The sequence below is a fragment of the Actinoplanes sp. NPDC049599 genome (genome assembly GCF_044465625.1).
Taxonomy (GTDB): domain Bacteria; phylum Actinomycetota; class Actinomycetes; order Mycobacteriales; family Micromonosporaceae; genus Actinoplanes.
The window spans coordinates 314,688-338,177 of record NZ_JBITLX010000003.1; the positions used below are offsets into that span (position 1 = coordinate 314,688).

At 71.8% G+C, this 23,490-nt stretch carries 21 protein-coding genes and 1 pseudogene; 5 read left to right on the top strand and 17 right to left on the bottom strand.

Features of this window, described 5'->3' with window-relative positions:
* Window positions 1–58: 58 nt before the first annotated feature.
* The 3 genes and pseudogenes from ACIBQZ_RS07660 to ACIBQZ_RS07670 form a co-directional block, all read right to left on the bottom strand.
* Window positions 59–464: pseudogene (locus ACIBQZ_RS07660) on the bottom strand (roadblock/LC7 domain-containing protein).
* Window positions 461–4,135 carry a nitrate- and nitrite sensing domain-containing protein gene (locus ACIBQZ_RS07665; protein WP_396087667.1) on the bottom strand — a complete coding sequence of 1,225 codons (3,675 nt, stop codon included), beginning with the start codon at window positions 4,133–4,135 and terminating at the stop codon, window positions 461–463. Before ACIBQZ_RS07665 ends, ACIBQZ_RS07660 begins: the two are co-directional and overlap by 4 nt.
* Window positions 4,136–4,582: 447 nt before the next feature.
* Window positions 4,583–5,650 carry an adenosine deaminase gene (locus ACIBQZ_RS07670; protein WP_396087668.1) on the bottom strand — a complete coding sequence of 356 codons (1,068 nt, stop codon included), beginning with the start codon at window positions 5,648–5,650 and terminating at the stop codon, window positions 4,583–4,585.
* 26 nt (window positions 5,651–5,676) lie between these two features.
* On the opposite strand from ACIBQZ_RS07670, the gene ACIBQZ_RS07675 reads away from it, so the two are divergent.
* Complete coding sequence (locus ACIBQZ_RS07675) at window positions 5,677–6,486, top strand: putative RNA methyltransferase (protein ID WP_396087669.1); 810 nt, start codon at window positions 5,677–5,679, stop codon at window positions 6,484–6,486.
* Window positions 6,487–6,489: 3 nt separating this feature from the next.
* Here ACIBQZ_RS07675 and ACIBQZ_RS07680 read toward each other — a convergent pair whose 3' ends face one another.
* From ACIBQZ_RS07680 to ACIBQZ_RS07720, 9 genes are all read right to left on the bottom strand, one after another.
* Window positions 6,490–7,167: a DUF4272 domain-containing protein gene (locus tag ACIBQZ_RS07680; protein WP_396087670.1), complete on the bottom strand. Its 678-nt coding sequence runs from the start codon at window positions 7,165–7,167 to the stop codon at window positions 6,490–6,492.
* A gap of 6 nt (window positions 7,168–7,173) precedes the next feature.
* Window positions 7,174–8,451 carry a thymidine phosphorylase gene (locus ACIBQZ_RS07685; protein WP_396087671.1) on the bottom strand — a complete coding sequence of 426 codons (1,278 nt, stop codon included), beginning with the start codon at window positions 8,449–8,451 and terminating at the stop codon, window positions 7,174–7,176.
* The gene (locus ACIBQZ_RS07690; RefSeq protein WP_396087672.1) at window positions 8,448–9,161 is read right to left on the bottom strand and encodes a cytidine deaminase; all 714 of its coding nucleotides are present in this window, start codon (window positions 9,159–9,161) and stop codon (window positions 8,448–8,450) included. The genes ACIBQZ_RS07685 and ACIBQZ_RS07690 overlap by 4 nt, the downstream gene beginning before the upstream one ends.
* Before the next feature lie 76 nt (window positions 9,162–9,237).
* Window positions 9,238–10,506 carry an ABC transporter permease gene (locus ACIBQZ_RS07695; protein WP_396087673.1) on the bottom strand — a complete coding sequence of 423 codons (1,269 nt, stop codon included), beginning with the start codon at window positions 10,504–10,506 and terminating at the stop codon, window positions 9,238–9,240.
* 5 nt (window positions 10,507–10,511) lie between these two features.
* Window positions 10,512–11,714: an ABC transporter permease gene (locus ACIBQZ_RS07700; protein WP_396087927.1), complete on the bottom strand. Its 1,203-nt coding sequence runs from the start codon at window positions 11,712–11,714 to the stop codon at window positions 10,512–10,514.
* Between the two features lie 140 nt (window positions 11,715–11,854).
* Window positions 11,855–13,456 (bottom strand): ABC transporter ATP-binding protein, encoded by a 1,602-nt coding sequence (locus ACIBQZ_RS07705; RefSeq protein ID WP_396087674.1) that lies wholly within the window; start codon window positions 13,454–13,456, stop codon window positions 11,855–11,857.
* 174 nt (window positions 13,457–13,630) lie between these two features.
* Window positions 13,631–14,725, bottom strand: a complete 1,095-nt coding sequence (locus ACIBQZ_RS07710) for a BMP family protein (RefSeq protein WP_396087675.1) — start codon at window positions 14,723–14,725, stop codon at window positions 13,631–13,633.
* Window positions 14,726–14,921: 196 nt separating this feature from the next.
* On the bottom strand, window positions 14,922–15,203 hold the full coding sequence (locus ACIBQZ_RS07715; protein WP_396087676.1) for an SCO4848 family membrane protein: 282 nt from the start codon (window positions 15,201–15,203) through the stop codon (window positions 14,922–14,924).
* A 34-nt stretch (window positions 15,204–15,237) separates the two neighbouring features.
* Window positions 15,238–16,227 carry a hypothetical protein gene (locus tag ACIBQZ_RS07720; protein ID WP_396087677.1) on the bottom strand — a complete coding sequence of 330 codons (990 nt, stop codon included), beginning with the start codon at window positions 16,225–16,227 and terminating at the stop codon, window positions 15,238–15,240.
* 97 nt (window positions 16,228–16,324) lie between these two features.
* Between ACIBQZ_RS07720 and ACIBQZ_RS07725 the strand changes: the two genes are divergently transcribed.
* Window positions 16,325–16,927, top strand: a complete 603-nt coding sequence (locus tag ACIBQZ_RS07725) for a TetR/AcrR family transcriptional regulator (protein ID WP_396087678.1) — start codon at window positions 16,325–16,327, stop codon at window positions 16,925–16,927.
* Here the strand turns inward: ACIBQZ_RS07725 and ACIBQZ_RS07730 are convergent, their stop codons facing one another.
* From ACIBQZ_RS07730 to trpS, 4 genes are all read right to left on the bottom strand, one after another.
* Window positions 16,928–17,317 carry a hypothetical protein gene (locus ACIBQZ_RS07730; protein ID WP_396087679.1) on the bottom strand — a complete coding sequence of 130 codons (390 nt, stop codon included), beginning with the start codon at window positions 17,315–17,317 and terminating at the stop codon, window positions 16,928–16,930.
* Between the two features lie 7 nt (window positions 17,318–17,324).
* A complete protein-coding gene (locus tag ACIBQZ_RS07735) occupies window positions 17,325–18,245 on the bottom strand; it encodes a YihY/virulence factor BrkB family protein (RefSeq protein ID WP_396087680.1) in 921 nt (306 codons plus the stop codon).
* A 73-nt stretch (window positions 18,246–18,318) separates the two neighbouring features.
* Window positions 18,319–18,861, bottom strand: a complete 543-nt coding sequence (locus ACIBQZ_RS07740) for a 2'-5' RNA ligase family protein (RefSeq protein WP_396087928.1) — start codon at window positions 18,859–18,861, stop codon at window positions 18,319–18,321.
* A complete protein-coding gene (trpS, locus tag ACIBQZ_RS07745; protein WP_396087681.1) occupies window positions 18,858–19,883 on the bottom strand; it encodes a tryptophan--tRNA ligase in 1,026 nt (341 codons plus the stop codon). Before trpS ends, ACIBQZ_RS07740 begins: the two co-directional genes overlap by 4 nt.
* Window positions 19,884–20,035: 152 nt before the next feature.
* Between trpS and galE the strand changes: the two genes are divergently transcribed.
* From galE to ACIBQZ_RS07760, 3 genes are all read left to right on the top strand, one after another.
* A complete protein-coding gene (gene galE / locus ACIBQZ_RS07750; RefSeq protein WP_396087682.1) occupies window positions 20,036–21,013 on the top strand; it encodes a UDP-glucose 4-epimerase GalE in 978 nt (325 codons plus the stop codon).
* A 13-nt stretch (window positions 21,014–21,026) separates the two neighbouring features.
* Window positions 21,027–22,172 (top strand): galactokinase, encoded by a 1,146-nt coding sequence (gene galK / locus ACIBQZ_RS07755; RefSeq protein ID WP_396087683.1) that lies wholly within the window; start codon window positions 21,027–21,029, stop codon window positions 22,170–22,172.
* A gap of 79 nt (window positions 22,173–22,251) precedes the next feature.
* On the top strand, window positions 22,252–22,443 hold the full coding sequence (locus ACIBQZ_RS07760) for a hypothetical protein (RefSeq protein ID WP_396087685.1): 192 nt from the start codon (window positions 22,252–22,254) through the stop codon (window positions 22,441–22,443).
* A 79-nt stretch (window positions 22,444–22,522) separates the two neighbouring features.
* Here the strand turns inward: ACIBQZ_RS07760 and ACIBQZ_RS07765 are convergent, their stop codons facing one another.
* Complete coding sequence (locus ACIBQZ_RS07765) at window positions 22,523–23,434, bottom strand: glycoside hydrolase family 43 protein (RefSeq protein WP_396087686.1); 912 nt, start codon at window positions 23,432–23,434, stop codon at window positions 22,523–22,525.
* Between the last annotated feature and the right edge of the window lie 56 nt (window positions 23,435–23,490).

Consider the following 23,490-nt stretch of genomic DNA (forward strand, 5'->3'; position numbering starts at 1 on the left):
GTGTCTCTTGTCGTCAAGCTTTTGGACAGATGCCGACCGGAGCCGGCGGACCATCCGTTCAGCCCAGAACTCCGGCCGCGGAGCGCGGCGCGGGCGGTCAACGCCTCGCCGACCCGGTCGACCAGGAGCGCCATCTCGTAGCCCACCTGACCCACGTCACAGCTGCGGGCGGCGAGCACGGCGAACGACGAACCGTCAGAGATCGACATCAGGAAGAGGAACCCGTTGTCCATCTCGACGACCGTCTGGAGCACCGCGCCACCCTCGAAGCACCGCGCGGCGCCCTGAGTCAGGCTGACCAGGCCGGAGGCGATGGCCGCCAGCTGGTCGGCACGGTCGCGCGGAAGGTCCCTGGAGGCCGCTAGAAGCAGACCGTCGGCGGAGACCGCGATCGCGTGCGCCACCCCGGGAACGCGGTCGGCAAAGTTGGCGAGAAGCCAACCCAGATCCTGCGTACTTGTCATGCTTCATGCTCCTTGCCAGCCTGCGAGGACTGCTGCCCTCCCGGAGTCTCCTCCGGGTTGGTCGAATTTTCCTTCGTGCGACCCCGCTGCACCCCGCGATGGTAAGCGGACAGCAGCCCGCGCACCGCCTCGGGTGTGCGGCGTTGTACGGAGGTCTCGGCCCGGTCTACGCCACCCGGGACGAGCTGTGCCATCGGCGTACGGCGCGGCAGACCGGCCGTCGTCGTGGTGTCGACCGGCATTTCGGCAGCCTTGCGGGCCGCCTGCCAGCCGTCGTCCGCAGCAGTCTGCCACGGGTTCGACGCGGTGCCGTTGATTGAGCTGTTGCCGTTACCCGCGACCGCACCGACCGGAGTCGGCTCCCGGTCGCCGTTGCGGGACTCCGCGGAGACCTGCTGCGGCACCCCGACCGAGCGCGCCGGTTCCCCGGTGGAGAAGCGCTGGGTGGTGACCACCGAATCGGCACTGTCGTCGCGAGACGGCGATGCCGGTGCGGCGGCGGGGGCCGGCGCCGGTGTGGCCGGCTTCGCGGGCTCGGGGCGGGCCGTGGTGAACCAGGCCGACTCGAGCTCACGGAAGATCGGCAGCTCCATCGTCTCGTCGGCGAACTGCGTCGACGAGTCTCCGGCTGCCCGCTGACGGGCGGCGGCCTGGGCGGCGGCGATCTGCGCGGCGGCGGTCGCCTGAGCGGCGGCTGCCTGCGCGGTCGCTGCCTCGTGCGCGGCTGCCGCGGCCGCGGCCGAGCGCTCGGCCTCGGACGGCGGCGTCGCGTTCTGCGGGTTCGTCGGCCGGGCCACCTGGGGCTGCGGGCCCGTGGTGCCGCGGTCCGGACGGTACCGGGGCAGCTCAGCCGTCATGTCCAGGGCGGCCGCGAGGCTCTCCGGGACGTGCGGGGCGTTGCTGCCCGACTCGCGGTCGGCGGTGGTCGGCGGCCAGGCAGGCGGGGCCGAGGCGGCCGACTGCGGCGCGGGCGGCGCCGAGCTGGGCCGGTTCTGGCCGGGCTGCTGACCCTGGTACGGCGGTGCGGAGGCGGGCGCACCCGACACCGGCGGCGCGGAGACCGGCCGGCCACCACCGTACGGCGGGGCGGACGGCATCGGCGGCGCGGAGACCGGCGGGACCGGGGGCGCCGAGACCGGCGGCACGAACGTGCTGCGGCTCTGCGAGTCCGGGTTGGCCGGGAGCTGACGCGGGATGGTGTGGCCGTACGAGCCCGTGTCCTCGGGACGATAGGTCTCACCGTTGCGGCGCTGCGGCAGCCCGTCGGGACCGCTGAAGCCCTGCGGCCCGGCCGGCGACTGCGGCAGCGGCGGGATCGGCTCGTTGCTGCGCGGGCCGTGGAAGCCGTTGGCCCCGTTGGCGCCGCCGCCGAAGCCGTTGCCGTTACCCGGTCCGCCGAAGCCGTTGCTCGGGCCACCGAAGCCGTTGCCGGCGGGCTCGAAGCCGTTCGAGGGCGCGCCGGTCAGGTCGGACCAGGCCGGCACCGAGCGGTTGCCGCTGTTGCCGTTCGCACCCGCGCCGAGCATGCCACCGGCAGGCATCGGCGGGTTCGGGTCGAACGGCCGGCCGGCCGGGTAGCCACCGCGGCCGTTGGAGCTGCTCTCCAGGGCCAGCGGGGGCTCGGTGAAGGACGGGCGCGACGGCTGGTCGTACGGGTTCGAGCCGGGCAGCCGGTTCGACGCGGCGGCGGAGACCATGACGCTGGACGGCAGGCCCACGTCGGCGACCGTGCCGCGCTCGGTGTCGGCCGGGCGCAGCTCGACCTTGACGCCGTGCCGGTTCGCCAGCCGGGCGACCACCACCAGGCCCATCATCCGGGAGACGGCCACGTCCACCATCGGCGGGTTGGCGAGTCGCTCGTTGAGGTCGCGCAGCTGCTCACGGCTGATGCCGATGCCGCGGTCCTCGACCGAGAGCACCGCACCGTCGCCGAGGCGCCGGGCCTCGACGATGACGTGCGAGTTCGGCGGGGAGAACGCGGTCGCGTTGTCGAAGAGCTCGGCGACCAGGTGGACCATGTCGTTGACCGCGTGCGCGGACACCTCGATGTCCCGGTCGATCATGCCGAACTCGATGCGGGTGTAGTGCTCGACCTCGGACTGCGCGGCGCGCAGCACGTCGATCAGCGCGGCCGGCTCCCGCTGCACGCGGGTCGAGTCGGCGCCGGCGAGGACCAGGAGGTTCTCGTCGTTCCGGCGCATCCGGGTGGCCAGGTGGTCGAGCTGGAAGAGCTCGGCCAGCCGGTCCGGGTCCTCCTCGCCGCGCTCGAGGCGGTCGAGGTGACCGATCAGCCGGTCGACCAGGATCTGCGAGCGGCGGGCCAGGTTGACGAACATCGTCGCGACCGAAGACCGCAGCGCGGCCTGCTCGGCCGCCGTGCGGACGGCCTCGAGGTGAACCGCGTTGAACGCCTCGGTCACCTGCCCGAACTCGTCCCGGCTGCGCACCGGCAGCGGCTCGGCGACCTGGTCGGCCACCTGGGCCGGGGTCAGTGAGCCGATCAGCGCCGGATCACGCAGCCGCTCGACCGCCTGGGGCAGGCCGAACTGGGCGACGTTGAGGGCACCCTGGCGCAGCTCGCGCAACGACCGGGCCATCGAGCGGGCGACCAGCCAGGCGAAGACGATGGCCAGCAGCAGCAGGCCGAGCAGGACGCTGGTCTCCACGAAGACCCGGGTCTGCACGTCGTCGCGGATCTCGGTGGCCTGCGACACGATCAGCACGTCGAGCCTGTTCTCCACACTGCGGAACAGGTCGTTGTAGCCGATGAGCGCGGTTTCCCACTTCTCCCGGTCGTACGGGATGGCCCTGGTGTTGGTGCCGTTGAGGTTCTGCAGCTGACCGGTGAGGTTGGTCGCGGCCCGTTTCGCGGGGCCGGCGACGACCCGGTCGAAGAGCGCCTGCTCCTCGTTGGTCGCGACCTGACGCATGGTGGCGTCGGCGATCTGGAGGCCGGTGTCGGTCAGCAGGAACTCGCGGCGCAGGCCGGGCGTGAACTCGCCCTCTTGCAGGACCTTGTGGCCGACGTCGCGCTGCTGGGCGATGTAGTCCTTGGCCCGGGCGACGGCGGCGACCACGCGCAGCCGGTCGCTCAGCCGGGTGTCCTGGGCGAGCTGCGCGGACGCGTCGCGGACGTTCAGCAGGTCGTTGATCAGGGGGTCGTAGCTGTCCTCGACCTCGCCCGGCTTGAACTTGTTGTTCGCCGTCTGGCTGCGGATCGAGGGCAGTTCCTCGAGGTTGCGGTCGAGGCGCAGAAGGAGGACGGAGACCTGGTCCGGGACGTCGTCGAGGGCGGCCTTCTGCTGGGAGTAGGGCAGCTTCGCCGCGTCCACCTTGGGGTGCTCACGCTTGTAGGCGAGGTCCGCGGCGATGCGGTCCGGCGATTTGTCTTTCGAGGTCGCGATCATCACGCCGAAGGCACGTTCGTTCTGCAGGTGATCGACAAGACCACCAGCGGCCTGCGACAGCACCGACAGGGTGCGGGCGCGCTCGGCGTCACTGGCCTCGTTGATGTGGTCGATCAGGCCGCTGGTGCCGACGACGACCGTCGCCAGGGTGGGCACGAGCATGATGAGCCCGAGCTTCGACCAGATCGGCAGATCCCGCAGCCGGCCGGCCGGCCGGCGGAGACGCGACATGACAGCGTTCGCCGTCTTGGGGCGCTTGCTCACGTCACCGTCCTCCTGATTCGGACCCGGCCTTCGGATCACCGGGCACCGCACACGGCCGACTCACCGGGTCGGGCCCCCGAGATTCCATCACGACGAGTGTCAAAGAGAAAGAGCAGCCCGACCCGGACCGTTTGTGTGATGCGATGTTGCGTCCGAAGAGTTGAACATCGCCGGTCGGTCGTCACTGCTCGTATATCGGTGCTTCTCTGAAAGTCACTCGCCCCGAGCGGCGCGACGGGGTGTCCGTGCGCACCGATCAGACCCGATCCAGCAGCAATCGCGGCAGCACAGACGATTGCTCGCACGGGAGCCGACGGCAAGGCAAGATGCCGGATTGTGCAGTGTTTGAGACAGCAATCTGTCCGAAAGGATGAGGCGGCTGACCGAATCGGCAGTATCGCGGGACGAAAGTACGGACGTGTCGCCAATGCCGCTTAAAAGCGGACTTTAGGTCAACAACTTCGCGTAGGCCGGCTTGATCACGTCGGTGATGATGGCCAGCCGTTCGTCGTACGGGATGAACGCCGACTTCATCGCGTTGATCGTGAGCCACTGCAGTTCACTCCAGCCCCAGCCGAAGGCCTCGGCCAGCAGCGTCATCTCCCGCGCCATGGACGTGCCGCTCATCAGCCGGTTGTCGGTGTTGACCGTGACCCGGAAGCGCAGGTCGTGCAGCAGCCCGATGGGGTGCTCGGCGATCGACGGCACCGCGCCGGTCTGCACGTTCGACGACGGGCACAGCTCCAGCGGGATCCGCTTGTCCCGCACGTACGAGGCCAGCCGGCCCAGCTTGTCGCCGGTGATGTCGTCGACGATCCGCACCCCGTGCCCCAGCCGGTCGGCGCCGCACCACTGGATGGCCTGCCAGATCGACGGCAGCCCGAACGCCTCGCCGGCGTGGATGGTGAAGTGGAAGTTCTCCCGCTGCAGGTACTCGAACGCGTCCAGGTGGCGGGTGGGCGGGAAGCCCGCCTCCGCGCCGGCGATGTCGAAGCCGACCACCCCGGCGTCGCGGTAGCGGACCGCCAGCTCGGCGATCTCCTGCGAACGGGCGGCGTGCCGCATCGCGGTCAGCAGCGTGCCGATCCGGATCTGGTTACCCAGCGCAGCCGCCTCGGCACAGCCCTCCCGGAACCCGGCGTGCACGGCGTCCACCACCGCGTCCAGGCTCAGCCCGCGCTCCAGGTGCTGCTCCGGCGCGTACCGGATCTCGGCGTAGACGACGCCGTCGGCGGCGAGGTCCAGCGCGCACTCCTTGGCGACCCGGTGCAGTCCCTCCTCGGTCTGCATCACCGCGACGGTGTGCGCGAAAGTCTCCAGGTAGCGTTCCAGCGACCCGGAGTCGGCCGCGGCGACGAACCACTCGCCCAGCCGTGCCGGATCGGTTTCGGGCAGCTCGTGCCCGACCGCGGCGGCGAGTTCCACGATCGTGGCCGGCCGCAGCCCACCGTCGAGGTGGTCGTGCAGCAGGGCCTTGGGGGCTTTGACGATGTCGGCGTGGGTGATGGCGACCATCAACAGATGCTAGAGGGAAGCAGCGAATGATCGACGGAGCATTGCCGTACCTGCGCTGCCCGGTCTGCGGCGAAGGGCTGGCGCGCGCCGGCGACCAGGCGCTCCGCTGCCGCCAGGGGCACAGTTTTGACATCGCGCGGCAGGGCTACGTCAACCTGACGGCGGGGCGGTCGCCCCATCCGGGCGACACCGCCGAGATGATCGCGGACCGCGCGGCCTTCCTGGCCGAGGGCCACTACGGCTTCATCGCCGAGGCGCTGGCCGAAACGGTACGGCCGGACGACGGCCTCGTCCTGGACGCCGGTACGGGCACCGGCGACTACCTGGCCCGCGTCCTGCAGGCCCTGCCGGACGCACCGGGCCTGGGCCTCGACGTCTCCAAGCCGGCCCTGCGCCGCGCCGCCCGCGCCCACCCCCGCGCCGGTGCGGCCCTCGCCGACCTCTGGCGCCCGCTGCCCCTGGCGGACGCCTCGGTCTCGGTGCTGCTGAACGTCTTCGCCCCGCGCAACGGCCCGGAGTTCCACCGGGTCCTCCGCCCGACCGGCGTGCTGCTGGTGGCGACCCCGGCCCAGGACCACCTCCGCGAGCTGATCAGTACGTACGGCCTGATCCGCGTCGACCCGGCCAAGGCGGAGCGGGTGGCCGAGACCCTGGGCAGCTCGTGGCGGGCCGAGGGCACGGTCACCCGGCGCCGCACCTTGCACCTGACCGCCGCCCGGACCCGCACCCTGATCGGCATGACCCCGAGCGCCCGCCACGTCTCGCGGGACGACCTCAGGGCCACGGAGATCACGGTCACGGCCGCGATCGACCTGACCGTCTACCGCCCGGCGTAGCCCTCAGACGGAAAGATCGACTTCTTCCCACTCGGGCGGCGCCTCGTGGTACGGCCCGGCGAACACCACCGCCCACTCCAGCGCCCACCGCCGCTGCCCGATGGCGTTGCTGTCCACCTCGCCGGGCAGCCGCCCGCCGCCCTTCTCCGTCTCCTGGAACGCCCAGTCCAGGCAGTAGTAGAGGTCCAGCAGCACGGCCGCCTCGATCGCGTCCCGCGGCGCGACCAGCGACCGGGAGCGCCACCGGTCGAACAGCTCACCGCCCGGCAGGTCGGGCATCTGCTGCATGAACCGGTCCTCGGGCGGCGCGGTCGGGTCCAGGTGCCGGCTCAGCCCGAGCAGCCAGGCCAGCGCGAAGACCGCGTCGTGGTGCAGCACGAAGGACCGGTGGTCACCCTTGCCGGCGGCCACGAACTGCCACTCCGGCGGTGTGACGAAGTCCACCAGGTGCGAGCTGAGCAGCCAGCTCATCGCCGTGTCGGTGGGCATGCCGAAGCAGCACGCCACGACCACGTGCAGCACCGCCGCGCGCGCCTCGATCTCGGTCGTCGGCCGCAGTTCCACCCCGTCTCCCGGCTCCCAGACCAGCGGGAACGCCGGTGGCGGCAGCGGCAGACCGAGCCGTTCGAGCTCGGTCAGGCTGGCGTCGCGCACCGCTCGGGGATCGGGGGCGGCCTTCATGACCGGTCAGGCTATGCGGTCGATCAGCAGCGGTGCCGGGGTGGGCGCACTCTGCGCGATCCGGACCGCGCCGGCCGCCGTCGTCAGCGCCGCCGGGATCCGGCCCGGCTCGTCGGTGCGCAGCTCGAGCAGCACGTCGCCGACCCGTACCGGATCACCCGGGCGCACCTTGAGCAGGACGCCGGCGCCGAAGCTGACCGGGTCCTCCTTGCGGGCCCGGCCCGCGCCCAGCCGCCAGGCCGCCAGGCCGACGTCCATCGCGTCGATGCCGGCCACCACGCCGTCGGTGGTGGCGCGCAGCACCTCGGTCTCCCGAGCGGTGGGCAGCGGGGCGTCCGGGTCGCCGCCCTGGGCGCGGATCATCGCCTTCCACGAGTCCATCGCGGCGCCGGACGCCAGCACCTTGGCCGGGTCGGCCTCCAGCCCGGCCGCGGCCAGCATCTCCCGGGCCAGCGCCAGGGTCAGCTCGACCACGTCGGCCGGGCCGCCGCCGGCCAGCACCGCCAGCGACTCCTCGACCTCGATCGCGTTGCCGACCGCCAGGCCCAGCGGGGTGTTCATGTCGGTGAGCAGGGCGACCGTCCGGACGCCGTGCGCGGTGCCCAGCTCGACCATGGTGCGGGCCAGCTCGCGGGCCATCGCGACGTCCTTCATGAACGCGCCGGTGCCGACCTTGACGTCGAGCACCAGCGCGCCGGTGCCCTCGGCGATCTTCTTGCTCATGATCGAGCTGGCGATCAGCGGGATCGCCTCGACCGTGCCGGTGACGTCGCGCAGGGCGTACAGCTTGCGGTCGGCGGGGGCGAGCCCGTCGCCGGCGGCGCAGATGACCGCGCCGACGTCCTGGAGCTGGCGGACGAACTCGGCGTTGCTCAGCGCAGCCCGCCAGCCCGGGATCGACTCCAGCTTGTCCAGGGTGCCGCCGGTGTGGCCCAGGCCGCGCCCGGACAGCTGGGGCACGGCGGCGCCGCACGCGGCGACCAGCGGCGTGAGCGGCAGCGTGATCTTGTCGCCGACCCCGCCGGTGGAGTGCTTGTCGACGGTCGGCCGGGAGACGGCGGACAGGTCGAGCCGCTCGCCGCTGGCGATCATGGCGGCGGTCCAGCGGGCGATCTCCGCGGGCGTCATCCCGCGCAGCAGGATGGCCATGGCGAGCGCGGACATCTGCTCGTCCGCGACCACCCCCCGGGTGTACGCGTCCACCACCCAGTCGATGGCCCCGTCGGACAGCACCCCGCCGTCCCGCTTGGTCCGGATGACGTCCACAGCCGCGAACTCGCTCATGATTGCTCCCACTTGGCGCCGATGCCTTCCGGCGGTTCACCCTCGCCGGCCCAGGACAGCCCGCCCGCGGCGTCCACGACCACGACCCGGGCGGTGCGGGTGAGCCCCCAGGTGACGGCCGCACCGGCACTCGGGAAGATCGGCCCCTCCTCCAGGATGCCCTTCTCCGCGTCCGCCTCGCCCGCGATACCGGTGGACCGCTCCCAGTAGCCGGTCCAGACCTGCTCGCCGCCGGCCAGGTCCGGGTGCACGAAGACGGTGCCGCGGCCGCGCCACTTGGCGAGCTGGGCGGGCACGGCCGGCACCGCGGACGGTCCGGTGACCTTCTCGATATCCTCCGGCCCGAACGCGTACGGCAGCAGCTCGGCCACCCGCAACGGCCGGGGCAGCGCCTCGACGAGGCACTCCGCGCCGCCGTGCTCGTAGAGCAGCTGACGGCAGCGCCCGCACGGCATCAGCGGCAGCCCGTTGGCGTCCACGCACGAGACCGCCACCAGCCGGCCGCCGCCGGTGGCGTGCAGGGAGCTGACCAGACCGCACTCGGCGCAGAGCCCGACGCCATACGAGGCGTTCTCCACGTTGCAGCCGACCACCACGCGGCCGTCGTCGACCAGCCCGGCCACGCCGACCGGGAAGTCGGAGTAGGGGGCGTAGGCGCGGCGCATGGCCTCAATGGCGGCGGCCCGCAGCGAGCCCCAGTCGATCTCCATGCCGCCGATTCTGCCTCACCGCCGTTCGGGCCGGTCGCCGCTCCCCTGAACGACTGTTCAGGGGAGCGGGCACAGCTCAGGCCTTGATGTACGGCTGACCGTCGGCCGCCGGCGCGCGCACCCGGCCCACCAGCCCGGCCACCGCGATGATCGTCGCCAGGTACGGCAGCATGTTCAGGAACTGGCTCGGCACCGAACTGCCCGCGACACTCAGGTACGTGGCCAGCTTCTGCGCGAACCCGAAGAACAGCGCCGCCCCCAGCGCCCCGAACGGCGTCCAGCGGCCGAAGATCAGCGCGGCGAGGGCGATGAAGCCCGCGCCGGCCGTCATGTTCTTGTTGAAGCTGCCCGTGGCCACCAGCGTGAAGTACGCCCCACCGGCACCCGCGATCACGCCGCCCAGCAGCACGTTCAGGTAGCGCAGGCCGCGTACCCGGATGCCGACCGTGTCCGCCGCCGTCGGGTGCTCGCCGACCGCCCGGGTGCGCAGCCCCCAGCGGGTCCGGGTGAGCCCGAAATGGATCACAAAGACCAGGATCAGGGCGAGCCAGACCAGCAGGTTGGTGTCGAACAGCACCGGGCCGACGACCGGGATGTCGGCCAGGCCGGGGATGCGCCACTCGGGCATCCGCGGCGGCTGGTTGTACGACTGCGCGTCGGTCTGCATCAGGCGCTCGTACAGGAAGCCGGTCATGCCCAGCGCGAGCAGGTTGAGCACGATGCCGACGACCACCTGGTCCACCAGGAAGCGGATGGCCAGCACGGCCAGGATCGCCGCGATCAGCACGCCGCCGATCGCCGCGCTGAACAGGCCCGCCCACACGCTGGTGGCCATCGTGCCGATCAGCGCCGCGCCGAACGCGCCCATCAGGAACTGGCCCTCGATGGCCACGTTGACCACGCCGGAACGCTCGCCGAGCACCCCGGCCAGGGCGCCGAGCACCAGCGGCACGGCCAGTTCCAGGGTGCCGCTCGCCGTGTCGACCAGCGGCAGGAACTTGCCCGCCACCTGCCAGCACAGGAACGACAGCACGAAGCCCAGGATGCCCAGGCTCAGCACCGAGGTCTGGAACCGGCGGGCCAGCCCGGCCAGCAGCACCGCGCCCGCGACCACCGCGACCAGGCCGAAAAGGATCGTGCCGAGCTGGCCGTTGATGCTCAGCGCGGCGCCGGCGGCGTCCTCGCTGAGGGTGAACCGGGCGGTCTCCGAGGGCGCGAGCGGCCCGAAGATCACCGTCGCGATCAGGCCGATCAGCACCACGCCGACGCCGAGGCGCCGCTGCCGGTCCCAGAACCGGGCCGGTGCCGTGGTCTGCGTCAGGTCGTCCACTGTCGCCGTCGACACCGGGGTCACCAGCCCTTCGCCATCGATGCGCCGAGCCGCGCGGAACGGGCGGCTCGGAGGTGGAAGATCGCCTTCACCAGGGCGGGAGCGGCGATGAAGATGACGATCAGGGCCTGCAGCACGGTCACCAGCTCCAGCGAGATGCTGGAGAACGACTGCATCCGGTTGCCGCCGGCCCGCAGCGCGCCGAACAGGATCGCGGCGAGCAGCGTGCCCCACGGCCGGTTGCGCCCGAGCAGGGCGACCAGCAGGCCGTCGAAGCCGATGTTGCCGGCCACCTGGGTGGTCAGGGCGTGCGCGGTGCCCAGCACCTGGGTCGCGCCGCCGAGCCCGGCCAGCGCGCCGGCGGTGACCATGAGCATCGTGTAGGTCCGCGCGACGCTGATGCCGGCGGTCTTCGCGGCGGCCGGGTTGGCACCGACCGCGCGCAGCTCGAAGCCGAACGCCGACCGGTTGAGCAGCCAGGCGACCGCCGCGGTGGCCAGCACGGCGAGCACGATGCCCAGGTTGACCCGCAGCTCCCCGCCCACCGCCGGCAGCCGCGCCGAGGTGTCGACGGGCTCGCTGATCGCGTCGCTGCGCCCGCTCTGCTGGATGCCCTTCTGCAGGATCAGCCAGCTCAGGAACAGGTTGGCGGTGTAGTTGAGCATGATCGTGACGATCACCTCGTGGGCGCCGGTCCGGGCCTTGAGGATGCCCGGGATGAAGCCCCAGAGCGCGCCGCCGAGCAGACCGGCGGCGAGCGCGGCGAGCAGGTGGATCACCGGCGGCAGCGGCAGCAGGAAGCCGGCCAGCCCGGCGCAGACCGTGCCGACGACCGCCTGGCCCTGGCCGCCGATGTTGAACAGGCCGCCGCGGAACGCCAGCGCCACCGAGAGCCCGGTGAAGACCAGCGGGGCCGCGTAGGTCAGCGTCTCGGAGATCGGGAAGAACACCTGGCGCCAGGTGCCGGAGCCGTCGGCCCAGGCGGTGATCGTGGCCGGGTCGACGATCGCGCCCTTGGCCAGGTCCGCGTACGCGTTGCTGACCACGGTCCAGCTGGCGTCCAGGGCGTCGCCCGGGCGGGCGGTGAAGTACGAGAACGTGTTCAGCACGGCCGGGTCGGACACGATGATCAGGATCGCGCCGATGACCATGGCCAGGACGACCGAGAGCAGCGTCACCGTGACGGTGTTGGCCGACCACAGGTTGTACAGGAAGTGGCTCATGAAGGAGTCGCCGTCGCCCGGCTTCTCCTTGCCCGGAGCGGCAGCCGGCTGCTCCTTCGCGGGAGCGGCGGTGGCGGTGGCGGCAGCCGTGGCCGGCTCGTCGGCCGGCTGCTGCGGTGCGCCGGCCGGTTGGTCGGTGGTCACTTGGTCCCCTTCTCTGCGGCCCCGTCGCCGGCACCGTCACCGTCGGCCCCACCCGGCGCCTCCGGCTCGACTTCCGAAACCGGCTCAGGCTCGGCACCCGGCTCGGCCTCGGCAGCCGGGTCGACGGCCGGGGTCGACGGGGTCGACGGGTCCGTGATGCCGGCCATCAGCAGACCGATCTCCTCGCGCGGGGTGTCCGGCGAGACGATCGCCAGGATCCGGCCCCGGTACATGACGGCGATCCGGTCGGCCAGGGCCGCGACCTCGTCCAGCTCGCTGGAGACCACCAGCACCGCGGTGCCGACGTCGCGCTCGCGCACGATCCGGCCGTGGATGAACTCGATCGAGCCCACGTCCACGCCCCGGGTCGGCTGCGCGGCGATGAACAGGCGCAGCGGCCGGGACAGCTCGCGGGCCACCACGACCTTCTGCTGGTTGCCGCCGGAGAGTGTGCTGACCGTGGCGTCCGCCGAGGACGTCCGGATGTCGAACTGCTCCACCCACTCGCGGGCCTTGATCGCCACCGCGCCCGGGTTGAGCCGGAACGCGTTGCCGTACGGCGGCCGGTCGTACTGGTCGAGCACCAGGTTCTCGGCGACCGTGAACTCCTTGACCACCCCGTCGGTGCTGCGGTCCTCGGGCACGTAGCCGATCCCGGAGCGCAGGATCTGCTTGGTGGTCATGCCGGTCAGGTCCTCGTTGTCGACCTCGATCGTGCCGGCCCGCAGCTCGCGCAGGCCCATCACGGCCTCGACCAGCTCGGTCTGCCCGTTGCCCTGCACGCCGGCCACGCCGAGCACCTCGCCGGCCCGGACCACCAGGTCGACGCTGTCCACCGCGCGCACGCCGCGGTCGTCGTCGACGATCAGGCCGGAGATCTTCAGGACCTCCCGGCCGGGCTCGGCCGGCGCCTTGTCCACCGTGAGGTTGACCGCGCGACCGACCATCAGCGACGCCAGCTCGTCCTCGGGCGTCTCCGGCGCGACGGTGCCGACGGTCTTGCCGCGCCGGATCACGGTGATCCGGTCGGCGACCTCCTTGACCTCTTTGAGCTTGTGGGTGATGAAGACGATCGACTTGCCGGCGTCGGCCAGCCCGCGCATGACCGCCAGCAGCTCGCCGGTCTCCTGCGGGGTGAGCACCGCGGTCGGCTCGTCCAGGATGAGCAGGTCGACCTCGCGGGTCAGCGCCTTGACGATCTCGACCCGCTGCTGGGCGCCGACCGGCAGGTTCTCCACCAGCGCGTCCGGGTCGACCGGCAGGCCGTACCGCTCGGAGACCTCGATGACCTCGCGCCGGGCCCGGCGCCGGTCCAGGAAGCCCAGGCGGGCCTTCTCCGCGCCGAGCGCGATGTTCTCCGCCACGGTGAAGACCGGTACGAGCATGAAGTGCTGGTGCACCATGCCGATGCCGGCCGCGATGGCGTCCCGGGGGCTGCGGAAGGTCCGCGCCACGCCGTCGACGAGCACCTCGCCCGCGTCGGGTTGGAGCAGCCCGTAGAGCTGGTTCATCAGGGTGGACTTGCCCGCGCCGTTCTCACCGAGCAGGGCATGCACCTCGCCGGGTTCGACGGTCAGGTCGATGTGGTCGTTGGCCACCAGGTCGCCGAAGCGCTTGGTGATGCCGCGCAGTTCGAGTCTCAGCGGAATCTCCTGCAGACGAGAGGCTGGTGATCAACGGGGGGACGTTAGCAGCCTGAGCAGAGCCGCCGCGCAGGCCACGGGGTGACCCGTGGCCGCGCGGCGGCCAAAAATGCTGGAACTAACCGCGGATCACTTGGGTGCGTTGGCCGACTCGACCTTGACGGTGCCCGCGATGATGTCCGCCTTGAGCTTCTCGACCTCGGCCTTGAGGCCGGCGTCGACCTTGCTGTCGAACTGGTTGAACGGCGCGATGGAGACGCCCTCGTTCTCCAGCGTGCCCAGGTAGCCCGGGGCCGACCCGAGGGTCTTGCCCGCCGCGCCGTCCGCCACGGCCGTCTCGACCGCGTCGGTGATGTTCTTGACGACGGTGGTCAGGAAGACGTCGCAGTACTGCTCCGCGCTCTTGCAGCCGTCCTGGTCGACCCAGATGACCGACACCTTGCCGCCGGACGCCTTGGCGACGTCCGCGGTGCCCAGGCCCGTGCCGCCGGCCACCGGCATGACAACGTCGGCGCCCTGCGAGACCTGCGAGTTGGTGATGGTCTTGCCCTTGTTCTGATCGCCGAAGTTCTCCGCGAAGGTGCCGTTCTGCTTCGCCTTGTCCCAGCCGATGACCTTGACGTTCTTGCTCTTGACCTTGTTGTAGTGCGCGACGCCGTCGGCGAAGCCGTCCATGAAGACGGTGACCGGCGGGATCTTCAGGCCGCCGTAGGTGGCCACCTTGCCGGTCTTGGAGTAGCCCGCCGCGACGTAGCCGGCGAGGAACGCGGCCTGCTCGGTCGCGAACTGCATCGGGAAGACGTTGGTCGCTCCCTCGATGCTGCTGTCCACGATGCCGAACTGCTGGCTCGTGTTCTCCGCGGCGACCTTCTTGGTGGCGTCGCCCATCAGGCCGCCGACCGAGAGGATGAAGTTGCACTTCTGCGTGACGAACTGCCGCAGGTTGGGCTCGTAGTCGGCCTCGGCGGTCGATGCCACGTACTTCGGGTCGACGTTGCTCTGCGCCTCCTTGGCGGCCTGCAGGCCGGCCCAGGCCGAAGCGTTGAACGACCGGTCGTCGATGCCACCGGTGTCGGTGACCATGCACGCCTTATATGCCGCCGCGGTGCTCGCGCCGGAACCGCTCGGGGTCTCCTCAGGGGCGTCGCCACAGGCAGCGGCGGCGAGCGAGAGCCCACCCGCCGCGAGAATCGCAACGATTCGCTTCCCACGTACTGGGCGCAAGACGCCCTCCTTCCACAGCGCACCAACACTGTCGCGGTGCGTCTCAGGTCGGGAGCGTAGCCGCAGGCCAAGGCGGCGTCAGGAAATCGGGCCGGACTGTTGGCGCACCGTTATCTGGACGCGGCCGGGCGGCCTCCTGAACGCCGCTTTAGCAAGGCTGAGGCGGGAATTGCCCGGTTGGCCGAGTAACGCGCCGTTAATCTTTCGGCGCGACCGGACCCGAGGCCACGTTTTCTTCGGCGCGCCGCCGCGCCGGGGCGGTCGCGCGCCAGGCCCGGACGCCCAGCACGCCGACCGTCGTGCCGATCAGCAGCGACGCGCCGATCAGCAGCGCGTGCACCCACAGGAACGACGTCGGGCTCCCGCCGGCGAACGACCGGTCGTCCCGCCAGATCGCCAGCCCGAACCGTGGCCAGATGAGCCACGTCCAGACACCGACCAGGACCAGGAACGCCGACCACCGCCGCGAGAGCACCACGCCACGAGTATGCCGCGCCGCGCCGCGGCACCCGTCACCCCACCAGCGCCGGCTCGCGCTCCGGCTCGGCCGCGACCGCCGCGGCGGGCCGGCCGAGACCGCGCCGCCCGGCCGCGACCAGCACCAGACCCCCGATCGCGTACGCGCTCAGCACGGCCAGCGCCTGCCCGCCCCCGTGGCCGTCGAAGTACGCGACCGAGCGCAGCAGCGTCGACCCGGCCCCGATCGGCAGCGCCTGCCCGACGGCCCCCCACGGCTGCGGCAGCAGCTCGGCCGCCGAGCTGACCCCGGACAGCGCGTTGCCGATCAGGAAGACCAGCAGCGCACCGAGCGCCAGCCCGGCCCGGTCCAGCACGGCGGCCAGCCCCGCGACCGGGCCGGCGACGGCGAGCCCGAACAGCCCCAGCACGCCCGCGGTGGCCAGGAAGTCACCGGGCAGCACCCCCAGCCAGAGCTGCTGGACCGCGGCGCCGGCGAGCCCGCCCAGCACGGCGAACGCGCCGAGCGCGACCAGCCGGGCCGGGCGCCGCTTGACGAGCAGGAAGGTCAGCACCCCGGCGAGCATCCCGGTCATAGCCAGCGGCAGGAACCCGGCGCCGAACGCGGCGCCGCGCGGGTCGTCCGGGTCGGTGGGCACGACGTCCACGACCGGCACGGGGCGGCCCTGGCCGAGCTCGGCGGTGGCCTGGGTCAGCAGCGTGGCGACGGCCGGGCCGGCCGCCGAGGCGACGTGCAGGGACGGGCCGTCGGCGCCGAGCACGACCGCGCCGTAGACCTCGCGGTTGCGGATCGCGGCGTCCGCGTCGGTCACCACCCGGACGTCGAAGGCGCCCGGCCGGGCGGTGCGGAGCTGCTCGGCGAGCTGGGCCGCCGCGGGGGCCGGCCCGGCGACCGCCAGCGGCAGGTCCCGCGGCTCGAGATGCGCGGCCGGCCCGGCGAACAGCGGCACCAGCAGCACCTGGAAGGCGACGACAACAACGGCGACCAGCACGGCGAGGGTGGTGGCCCGGGGCGGCTCGGACATGACATTCTCCTAAAACGAATGCTCGTTCTCTTTCATCTCAGCGTCCGCCGAGAGGGCGCATTCGTCAAGAACGAGCGTTCGTTTTATACTGTGGGGCGTGCCACGCGTCTCCGCCGACCACCTGACCGCCCGCCGCGAGCAGATCCTCGCCGCGGCCCGGCGCTGCTTCCTGCGCAACGGCCTGCACAACACCTCGATGCAGGACCTGATCGCCGAGGCCGGGCTGTCGGTGGGCGCGGTCTACCGCTACTTCAAGTCCAAGAACGAGATCATCAACGCGATCTCGGTCGAGGTCGCCGGCGGCCTGGTCGCCAGGCTGGACGAGCTGGCCGACCGGGACCTGCCGTTGCTGGAGGCGATCAGCGGCGCGCTGGACCTGGCCGACCGGCAGGTCGGCGCGGACGGCAACTTCCCGCTGGTGATCCAGGTCTGGAGCCAGGCGGTCCTCGATCCCGCGATCGGCGAGATCGTCCGGGCCCGCTACCTGGAGCTGCGCCGGCCGTTCCGGAAGATCGCCGCGCTGGCGCTGGCCCGCGGCGAGGTGGCGCCGGGGCCGGATCCGGACGCGCTGGCGGCGGTGCTGCTGGGCCTGCTGCCGGGCTACACGCTGCAACGCCAGCTCGTCGGCAACCCGGACAAGGCGACCTACCTCGACGGGCTCCGCGCCCTGATCGGCCACCCGGGCGGGTCCGCCGGCTGATCAGGCGCCGGCGCTGAGCTTCGCGGCGATCCGGGCGAAGCCGGCGCGCACCTCGGCCTCGGTCGGCGGCCGGCCCGGCGTGGTGCGCAGCGGCTCGTCGCCGTTGACCTCGGTCGCCGTGGTGTCGATGTCCTGCCCGGAGCGGGCCAGCTCGACCTCGTCCCGGATCGCCGCGGCGTCGGCGAGCGGCAGCAGCGGCTCGACGACCGCCATCAGGTCCTCGTCGGCCACCACCGCCTGGGCCAGCGCCAACGCGTGCGGCCGCTCGTACGGCCCGCAGACCATGGGTTCCCACTCCTCGTCGTCGTCGAGCGCGCCGATGGTGATGATCCACGGCAGGTTCGCCACCGGCGAGTCAGGCGGCAGGTGCAGCGTCACGAGGGTGCCCACCCGCCCATCATTCCGGGCGGTCGTGCCGAATCCAGGTATTTTGCCCCACCGGAGCAGTTTTATCGTCAGCTGACAGGTCCACCACTCGACCGTGCGGGCTGGTCGCCGCCCAGGCCGCGCCGAAGAGCAGCAACTGGTTGAAGACGTACAGGTAGACCAGCACGCCGACGGCGCTGGCCACCAGGCCGTACGCGGGGTTGCGCTCCACCAGGCCGACAAAGGTCCGGCCGACCGTGTTCAGCAGCATGATGCCGATGCCGACCTGCAGCACCGGCGGCGCCATCCGGCGTGCCGTCATCCGCAGCCGCGGCACGGCGGCCAGCAGCGCCGCCGCGAGCAGCATGTTGGTGCCCATGGTGAGGATCAGGCTGACGACCGAGCGCAGGAACGACACGTTCCCCCCGGCCATCCATTCGAGCAGCGACTCCAGGCCGTAGGCCGCGAACACCGAGATGCCGAGCAGCAGCAGGACACCGATCATCACGACCAGGTCGACGACCTGGCGCACGCCGATGTAACCCGGTTGTTCGTTGAGCCGCCAGATCAGCCGCTGCGAGGACCGGATCGCCTCCACCCAGCGGATGCCGGTGAAGATCAGTCCCACCAGGCCCACGATGCCGACGGTCCGGCCGCTGTCCACGATCGCCTGCACGTTGAGAAACGGCAGGTTCTCCCCGAGGAACTCCTGCACGACCCGGAAGAGCCCGGTGTTGGATTTGATCAGGAAGCCGAAGACCGAGTAACCGATCAGGGCCAGCGCGAACACCGCGAAGAAGCCGTAGTAGGCGATCGCGGCAGCGAGCCGGCCGCCGTCCACCCCGTCGTAGCGCAGGACCGCCCGGCAGAAATGGTCGAAGTACTTCGATCGGTGCCGCAGCACCAGGACCCGTTTCTCTACCGCCGCGTATGCCCGCTCGATGGCGTTCACGCCGCTGACCGTACCCACTGGATCCGGGCCTGACTCCGCAGGCCCGGGCGGGTTTTCGGCCGGGCTGGGGCGGCTAACGCAGCCCGCCGAGCGGATATTCGCGGCGGCGCTGCCACGGACCCTCGCCGCCGTGCGAGAAGAGGGTGAATCCGCTGACGTGGAACCGCGCGGAGAAATCCGCCAGGTCCTCGAAGACCGCGTCCAGGGCGTCGCTGGGCACGTCCTGGGCGACCGTCACGTGCGGGTGGTACGGGAACCGGGTGTCCCGGTTGATCGCGTCGGAGGCGGTGATCGCCGCGGCCAGCAGCTCGCACTCGCTGATGCCCACCGCGAGGGTCACGAACACGACCTCGGTGATCGGCCGGAACGTGCCGGTGCCACGCAGGTGGATGGTGAACGGCTCCTGGCCCGAGGCGACCGCCTCCAGGTGCTTCTCCACGTCCGGCAGCGCGTCGGTGCGGATCTCGGTCGGCCCGAGCAGCGTGACGTGCGCCGGCGTGTACGCCGCCTGCGGATCGCCGGCCGCGCCCCGCCGGCGGGTCAGCGCCGAGCCCCACGGCTCGGGGATGTCGATCGCGACGCCGATCCGCGTCGTGCCCTCGGCCACGCTCCTCAGACCTCGCGCACGGGGCTGAGGAAGCCGAGGTGCTGGTAGGCGTTCGCCAGCGTGACCGCGGAGACCGCCCGGGCCTTGTCGGCGCCGACCGCGAGGACCTTGTCGAGGTAGCCCGGGTCCTCCAGGTAGGTGCGGGTGCGGTCCTGGACCGGCTTGACGAACTCCACGAACACCTCGGCGAGGTCCTTCTTGAGGTCGCCGTAGCCGCGGCCGTCGTACTCCTCGAGCAGTTCGTCTATGGTCCGCTGGGTCAGCGCCGCGTACATGGTCAGCAGGTTGCTGATCCCGGGCTTGTTCTGCTCGTCGTAGAGGATCTCCCGGCCGGTGTCGGTGACCGCCGACTTGATCTTCTTGGCCGAGCGGGCGGGCTCCTCGAGCAGCTCCAGGATGCCGTTCGGCGACGACGCGGACTTGCTCATCTTCGCGGTCGGGTCCTGCAGGTCGGTGATCTTCGCGGTGTCCTTGACGATGTACGCCGAGGGCACGGTGAAGGTCTTGCCGAACCGGGTGTTGAACCGCTGGGCCAGGTCGCGGGTGAGCTCGAGGTGCTGGCGCTGGTCCTCGCCCACCGGCACGGCGTCGGCCTGGTAGAGCAGGATGTCGGCGGCCTGCAGGATCGGGTAGGTGAACAGCCCGACGCTGGTGGTGTCCGAACCCTGCCTGGCGGACTTGTCCTTGAACTGGACCATCCGGCCGGCCTCGCCGAACCCGGTGATGCAGCTCAGCACCCAGGCGAGCTGCGCGTGTTCCGGAACGTGCGACTGGACGAACAGGGTGCAGCGCTCCGGGTCGAGCCCGAGCGCGAGCAGCTGCGCCACCGACAGCCGGGTACGGTTGCGCAGAGCGACCGGGTCATGCCCCATGGTGATCGCGTGCAGGTCGACGACGCAGTAGAAGGCGTCGGCGGTCTCCTGCATGGCGACCCAGTTGCGGACCGCGCCGAGATAGTTGCCGAGATGGAAAGAATCGGCGGTCGGCTGGATGCCGGAGAGCACCCGGGGACGGTGGTCGGCGTCGGACATGAGCGCCATTGTGTCAGCTTCGGCGGGCTTTCCGTCAAACGCCCGCCTCGGCATGCTGCGATGTTTGAACGTGTTGACTTATGCGCGTTCTTGGTGGAAAGCTATTCTGAGTTAGGCGCGTCCGTCCAGCATCCGCTACGAAAGGTCACGACGTGAAACTGCTCGTCACGGGAGGGGCCGGTTACGTCGGCAGCGTCACCAGCAGACTGCTGCTCGACGCCGGACACGAGGTCACCGTCCTGGACAACCTCAGCACCGGCTTCCGGGAGGCGGTCGCGCCCGACGCCACCTTCGTGCAGGCCGACATCGCCGAGGCCGGCACCGTGCTGACCCCGGCGGCGGGCTTCGACGCGGTGGTGCACTTCGCCGGCCTGATCGCCGCGGGCGAGTCGATGAGCAAGCCGGAGCTGTACTGGGACCACAACATGGTGCGCTCGCTGGCCCTGCTGAACGCCGTCCGGGCCGCCGGGGTGCCGCGGCTGGTCTTCTCCTCCACCGCCGCGGTCTACGGCAACCCCACCGAGCTGCCGATCACCGAGAACGCGGTCAAGGCGCCGACCAACACCTACGGCGCCACCAAGCTGGCCTTCGACTACGCGCTGACCTCGGAGGCGTTCGCGCATCAGCTGGCCGCGGTCTCGCTGCGCTACTTCAACGTGGCCGGCGCGCTGATCCGCCCCGACGGCACCGCCATCGGCGAGCGGCACGCCCCGGAGACCCACCTCATCCCGATCGCCCTGCAGGTGGCCGCGGGCAAGCGGGACAAGCTCCAGCTCTTCGGCGACGACTACCCGACCGTCGACGGCACCTGCGTGCGCGACTACATCCACGTGCAGGACCTGGCCCGGGCGCACCTGCTCGCGCTCGAGGCGGCCACCCCGGGCGAGCACAAGATCTACAACCTGGGCAACGGCAACGGCTTCTCCAACCGGCAGGTCGCCGAGGCCGCCCGCGAGGTCACCGGCGCGGAGCTGCCCGTCGAGATCGCCCCGCGCCGCGACGGCGACCCGGCGACGCTGGTCGCCTCGTCGCAGCGGGCCCGCGACGAGCTCGGCTGGGTGCCGGAGAAGAACACGCTGGCCGACATGATCGGTGACGCCTGGGCGTTCTACCGCGGCCACGTCGCGTGATCTGATCGTGGACATGACTGTCGCCTCCTCGGCCGCCGAGGCCTTCCGGAACGCCTACGGCGCCGACCCCGCAGGACTGTGGGCGGCGCCCGGGCGGGTCAACCTGATCGGTGAGCACACCGACTACAACGACGGCTTCGTGCTGCCGTTCGCGCTGCCCCAGCACGTGGTGGCCGCGGCGGCGCCGGCCGGCACGCCGGGCTGGACGGTGTGCTCGACGCTGGCCGAGGAGACCGTCACCTTCACCACGACCGAATCGGCCCGGGTCGAGGGCTGGGCCGGCTACGTGGCCGGCATCGTCTGGGCGCTGCGGGAGGCGGGCTTCACCGTGCCGCCGGCCCGGATCGCGGTCGCTTCGGACGTGCCGCTGGGCTCCGGCCTGTCCTCGTCGGCGGCGCTGGAGTCGGCCGTGCTGACCGCCCTGGTCGACCTGGGCGGACTGGACCTGCCGGTGGACCAGCGACCGGCGCTGGCCCAGCGCGCCGAGAACGTCTACGTGGGCGCGCCGACCGGCATCATGGACCAGTCGGCCTCGATCCGCTGCGTGGCGGGCAAGGCGCTGTTCCTGGACTGCCGGTCGCTGGCGGTCGAGCAGATCCCGTTCGACCTGGCCGCGGCCGGCCTGGCCATCCTGATCGTCAACAGCAACGCACCGCACCAGCACGTCGACGGCGAGTACGGCGCCCGCCGCAAGTCCTGCGAGGAGGCCGCCCGCATCCTGGGCGTGCCGGCCCTGCGCGACGTGCCGCCGGCCGACCTGGACGCGGCGCTGGGCAAGCTGGACGACGACGTGATGCGCCGCCGGGTCCGGCACATCGTCACCGAGAACCAGCGGGTGCTCGACACCGTGGAGCTGCTGCGCACCGGCCGCATCCGGGAGATCGGCCCGCTGATGACGGCCTCGCACGCCTCGATGCGCGACGACTTCGAGATCACGGTGGACCAGGTGGACGTGGCGGTCGAGACGGCGCTGGCGGCGGGCGCGTACGGCGCCCGGATGACCGGCGGCGGCTTCGGCGGCTGCGTCCTGGCCCTGGTCGACGCGGACCGGGCGGCGGAAACGACGGCGGCGATCGAGCAGGCGTACGCCGAACGCGGCTTCACGGCTCCGACGGCCTGGTCGGCCACCCCCGGCCCGGGAGCCGCCCGCCTGCCCTGAGGTCGCAAGCCCGTCGACAAAACCCGCGCCGACGCGTTCGCGGCGTGTCGGCCGCTCCCGGAGGGGTATGGGTCTGGACATGACGACGCAATCCGAGTCCGACCAGCCCAACGAGTTCGGCTTCGCCGGTGGCGGCACGGCGCCCCAGCCCGAGCCGGATCCGGCCGACCGGGCCGAGGCCGAGCGGGTTGCGGTGCCGTCGGACGACCTCACCGGGTCGATCTCCGACGGCATCAACCGGGCGACCCACGGCGACGACACCGACCGCTGACCCGCGCCACCCCGGCACGCCGGCGACCCATCGGGCCGACGAGACAGGCCGGACCATCGAACCGGGCCAGGCCGGCGGGTCAGCGTGGTGCGGGCTGGGGTTCGGCGTTCGGGCCGCGCACCACCGGCTTGCCGTCGACCCAGTCGACCCGGTCCAGCCACAGCTGGCGGCCCGGCAGCACGCTGCCCACCGCTTCCGGCGGCCATGCGTGGTACAGCAGCCAGCTCTCCCCCGCCGGCGTCGTGACCAGGAAGCTGTGCCCGGGGCCCGCCGCCGCCGGCGTTGAGCGCAGGATCGGGTTCTCGGCGGCCTTGCGGCACGGGCCCAGCGGGCCGTCGCACTCGGCGTAGCCCACCGCGTAGACGTCCTTGTCGAAGGCGTTCGCCGAGTAGAACAGGTACAGCTTGCCGTCGTGCCGGACCAGCTGCGGCGCCTCGATCACGTGGTCCTCCCAGGCGGCGTCGTTGGTCAGCAGCCGCACCGGATCGCCCCGCAGCGACCGGCCGTCCGTGCTGAGCCGGCTGCCGTACAGGTGGGTGGGCTCGCCGATGTGGTTGCCGTCGTTCTTCCAGTGCAGCCAGAGGCCACCGTCGGCGTCGGCGTACGGGCTCGCGTCGATCGAGCCGCCCTCGTCGGCCTGGCAGATCAGCGGCTGTGCCGAGGAGTCCACGAACGGGCCCTGTGGCGCCTCGGCGCGGGCGACGCCCACGCATTGCAGGTTCGCGGCCGTGGACCGGGCGGTGTAGTAGAGCAGGTAGCCGCCGTCGGCCGCGATCACCTCGGGCGCCCACGTGTTGCCCCGCTCGGCCCAGCTGCCGACCTCGGGCAGCGCGTCCCCGGCCGGGGTCCAGGTGACCAGGTCGGGTGAGGTCAGGATCGGCACGTTGCTCGCCGTGTTGTTGGTGCCGTAGGCGTACCAGGTGCCGTCGACCAGGAGCACCCCCGGATCGGGGAAGTTCTCCAGGTGGACCGGGTTGGTGAAAGTAGCCACAACCGGAGCCTCTCCGCTGCTGCACGCCGCCAGCATGACGATGGGCAAGACAAAGG

Coding starts and splice junctions, on each gene's coding strand:
- ACIBQZ_RS07670 (WP_396087668.1), bottom strand. CDS start 5,650: ATGGTCGCCATCACCCACGCCGACATCGTCAAAGCCCCCAAGGCCCTG.
- ACIBQZ_RS07675 (WP_396087669.1), top strand. CDS start 5,677: ATGATCGACGGAGCATTGCCGTACCTGCGCTGCCCGGTCTGCGGCGAA.
- ACIBQZ_RS07680 (WP_396087670.1), bottom strand. CDS start 7,167: ATGAAGGCCGCCCCCGATCCCCGAGCGGTGCGCGACGCCAGCCTGACC.
- ACIBQZ_RS07685 (WP_396087671.1), bottom strand. CDS start 8,451: ATGAGCGAGTTCGCGGCTGTGGACGTCATCCGGACCAAGCGGGACGGC.
- ACIBQZ_RS07690 (WP_396087672.1), bottom strand. CDS start 9,161: ATGGAGATCGACTGGGGCTCGCTGCGGGCCGCCGCCATTGAGGCCATG.
- ACIBQZ_RS07700 (WP_396087927.1), bottom strand. CDS start 11,714: ATGAGCCACTTCCTGTACAACCTGTGGTCGGCCAACACCGTCACGGTG.
- ACIBQZ_RS07720 (WP_396087677.1), bottom strand. CDS start 16,227: ATGTCCGAGCCGCCCCGGGCCACCACCCTCGCCGTGCTGGTCGCCGTT.
- trpS (WP_396087681.1), bottom strand. CDS start 19,883: ATGTCCGACGCCGACCACCGTCCCCGGGTGCTCTCCGGCATCCAGCCG.
- galK (WP_396087683.1), top strand. CDS start 21,027: ATGACTGTCGCCTCCTCGGCCGCCGAGGCCTTCCGGAACGCCTACGGC.
- ACIBQZ_RS07760 (WP_396087685.1), top strand. CDS start 22,252: ATGACGACGCAATCCGAGTCCGACCAGCCCAACGAGTTCGGCTTCGCC.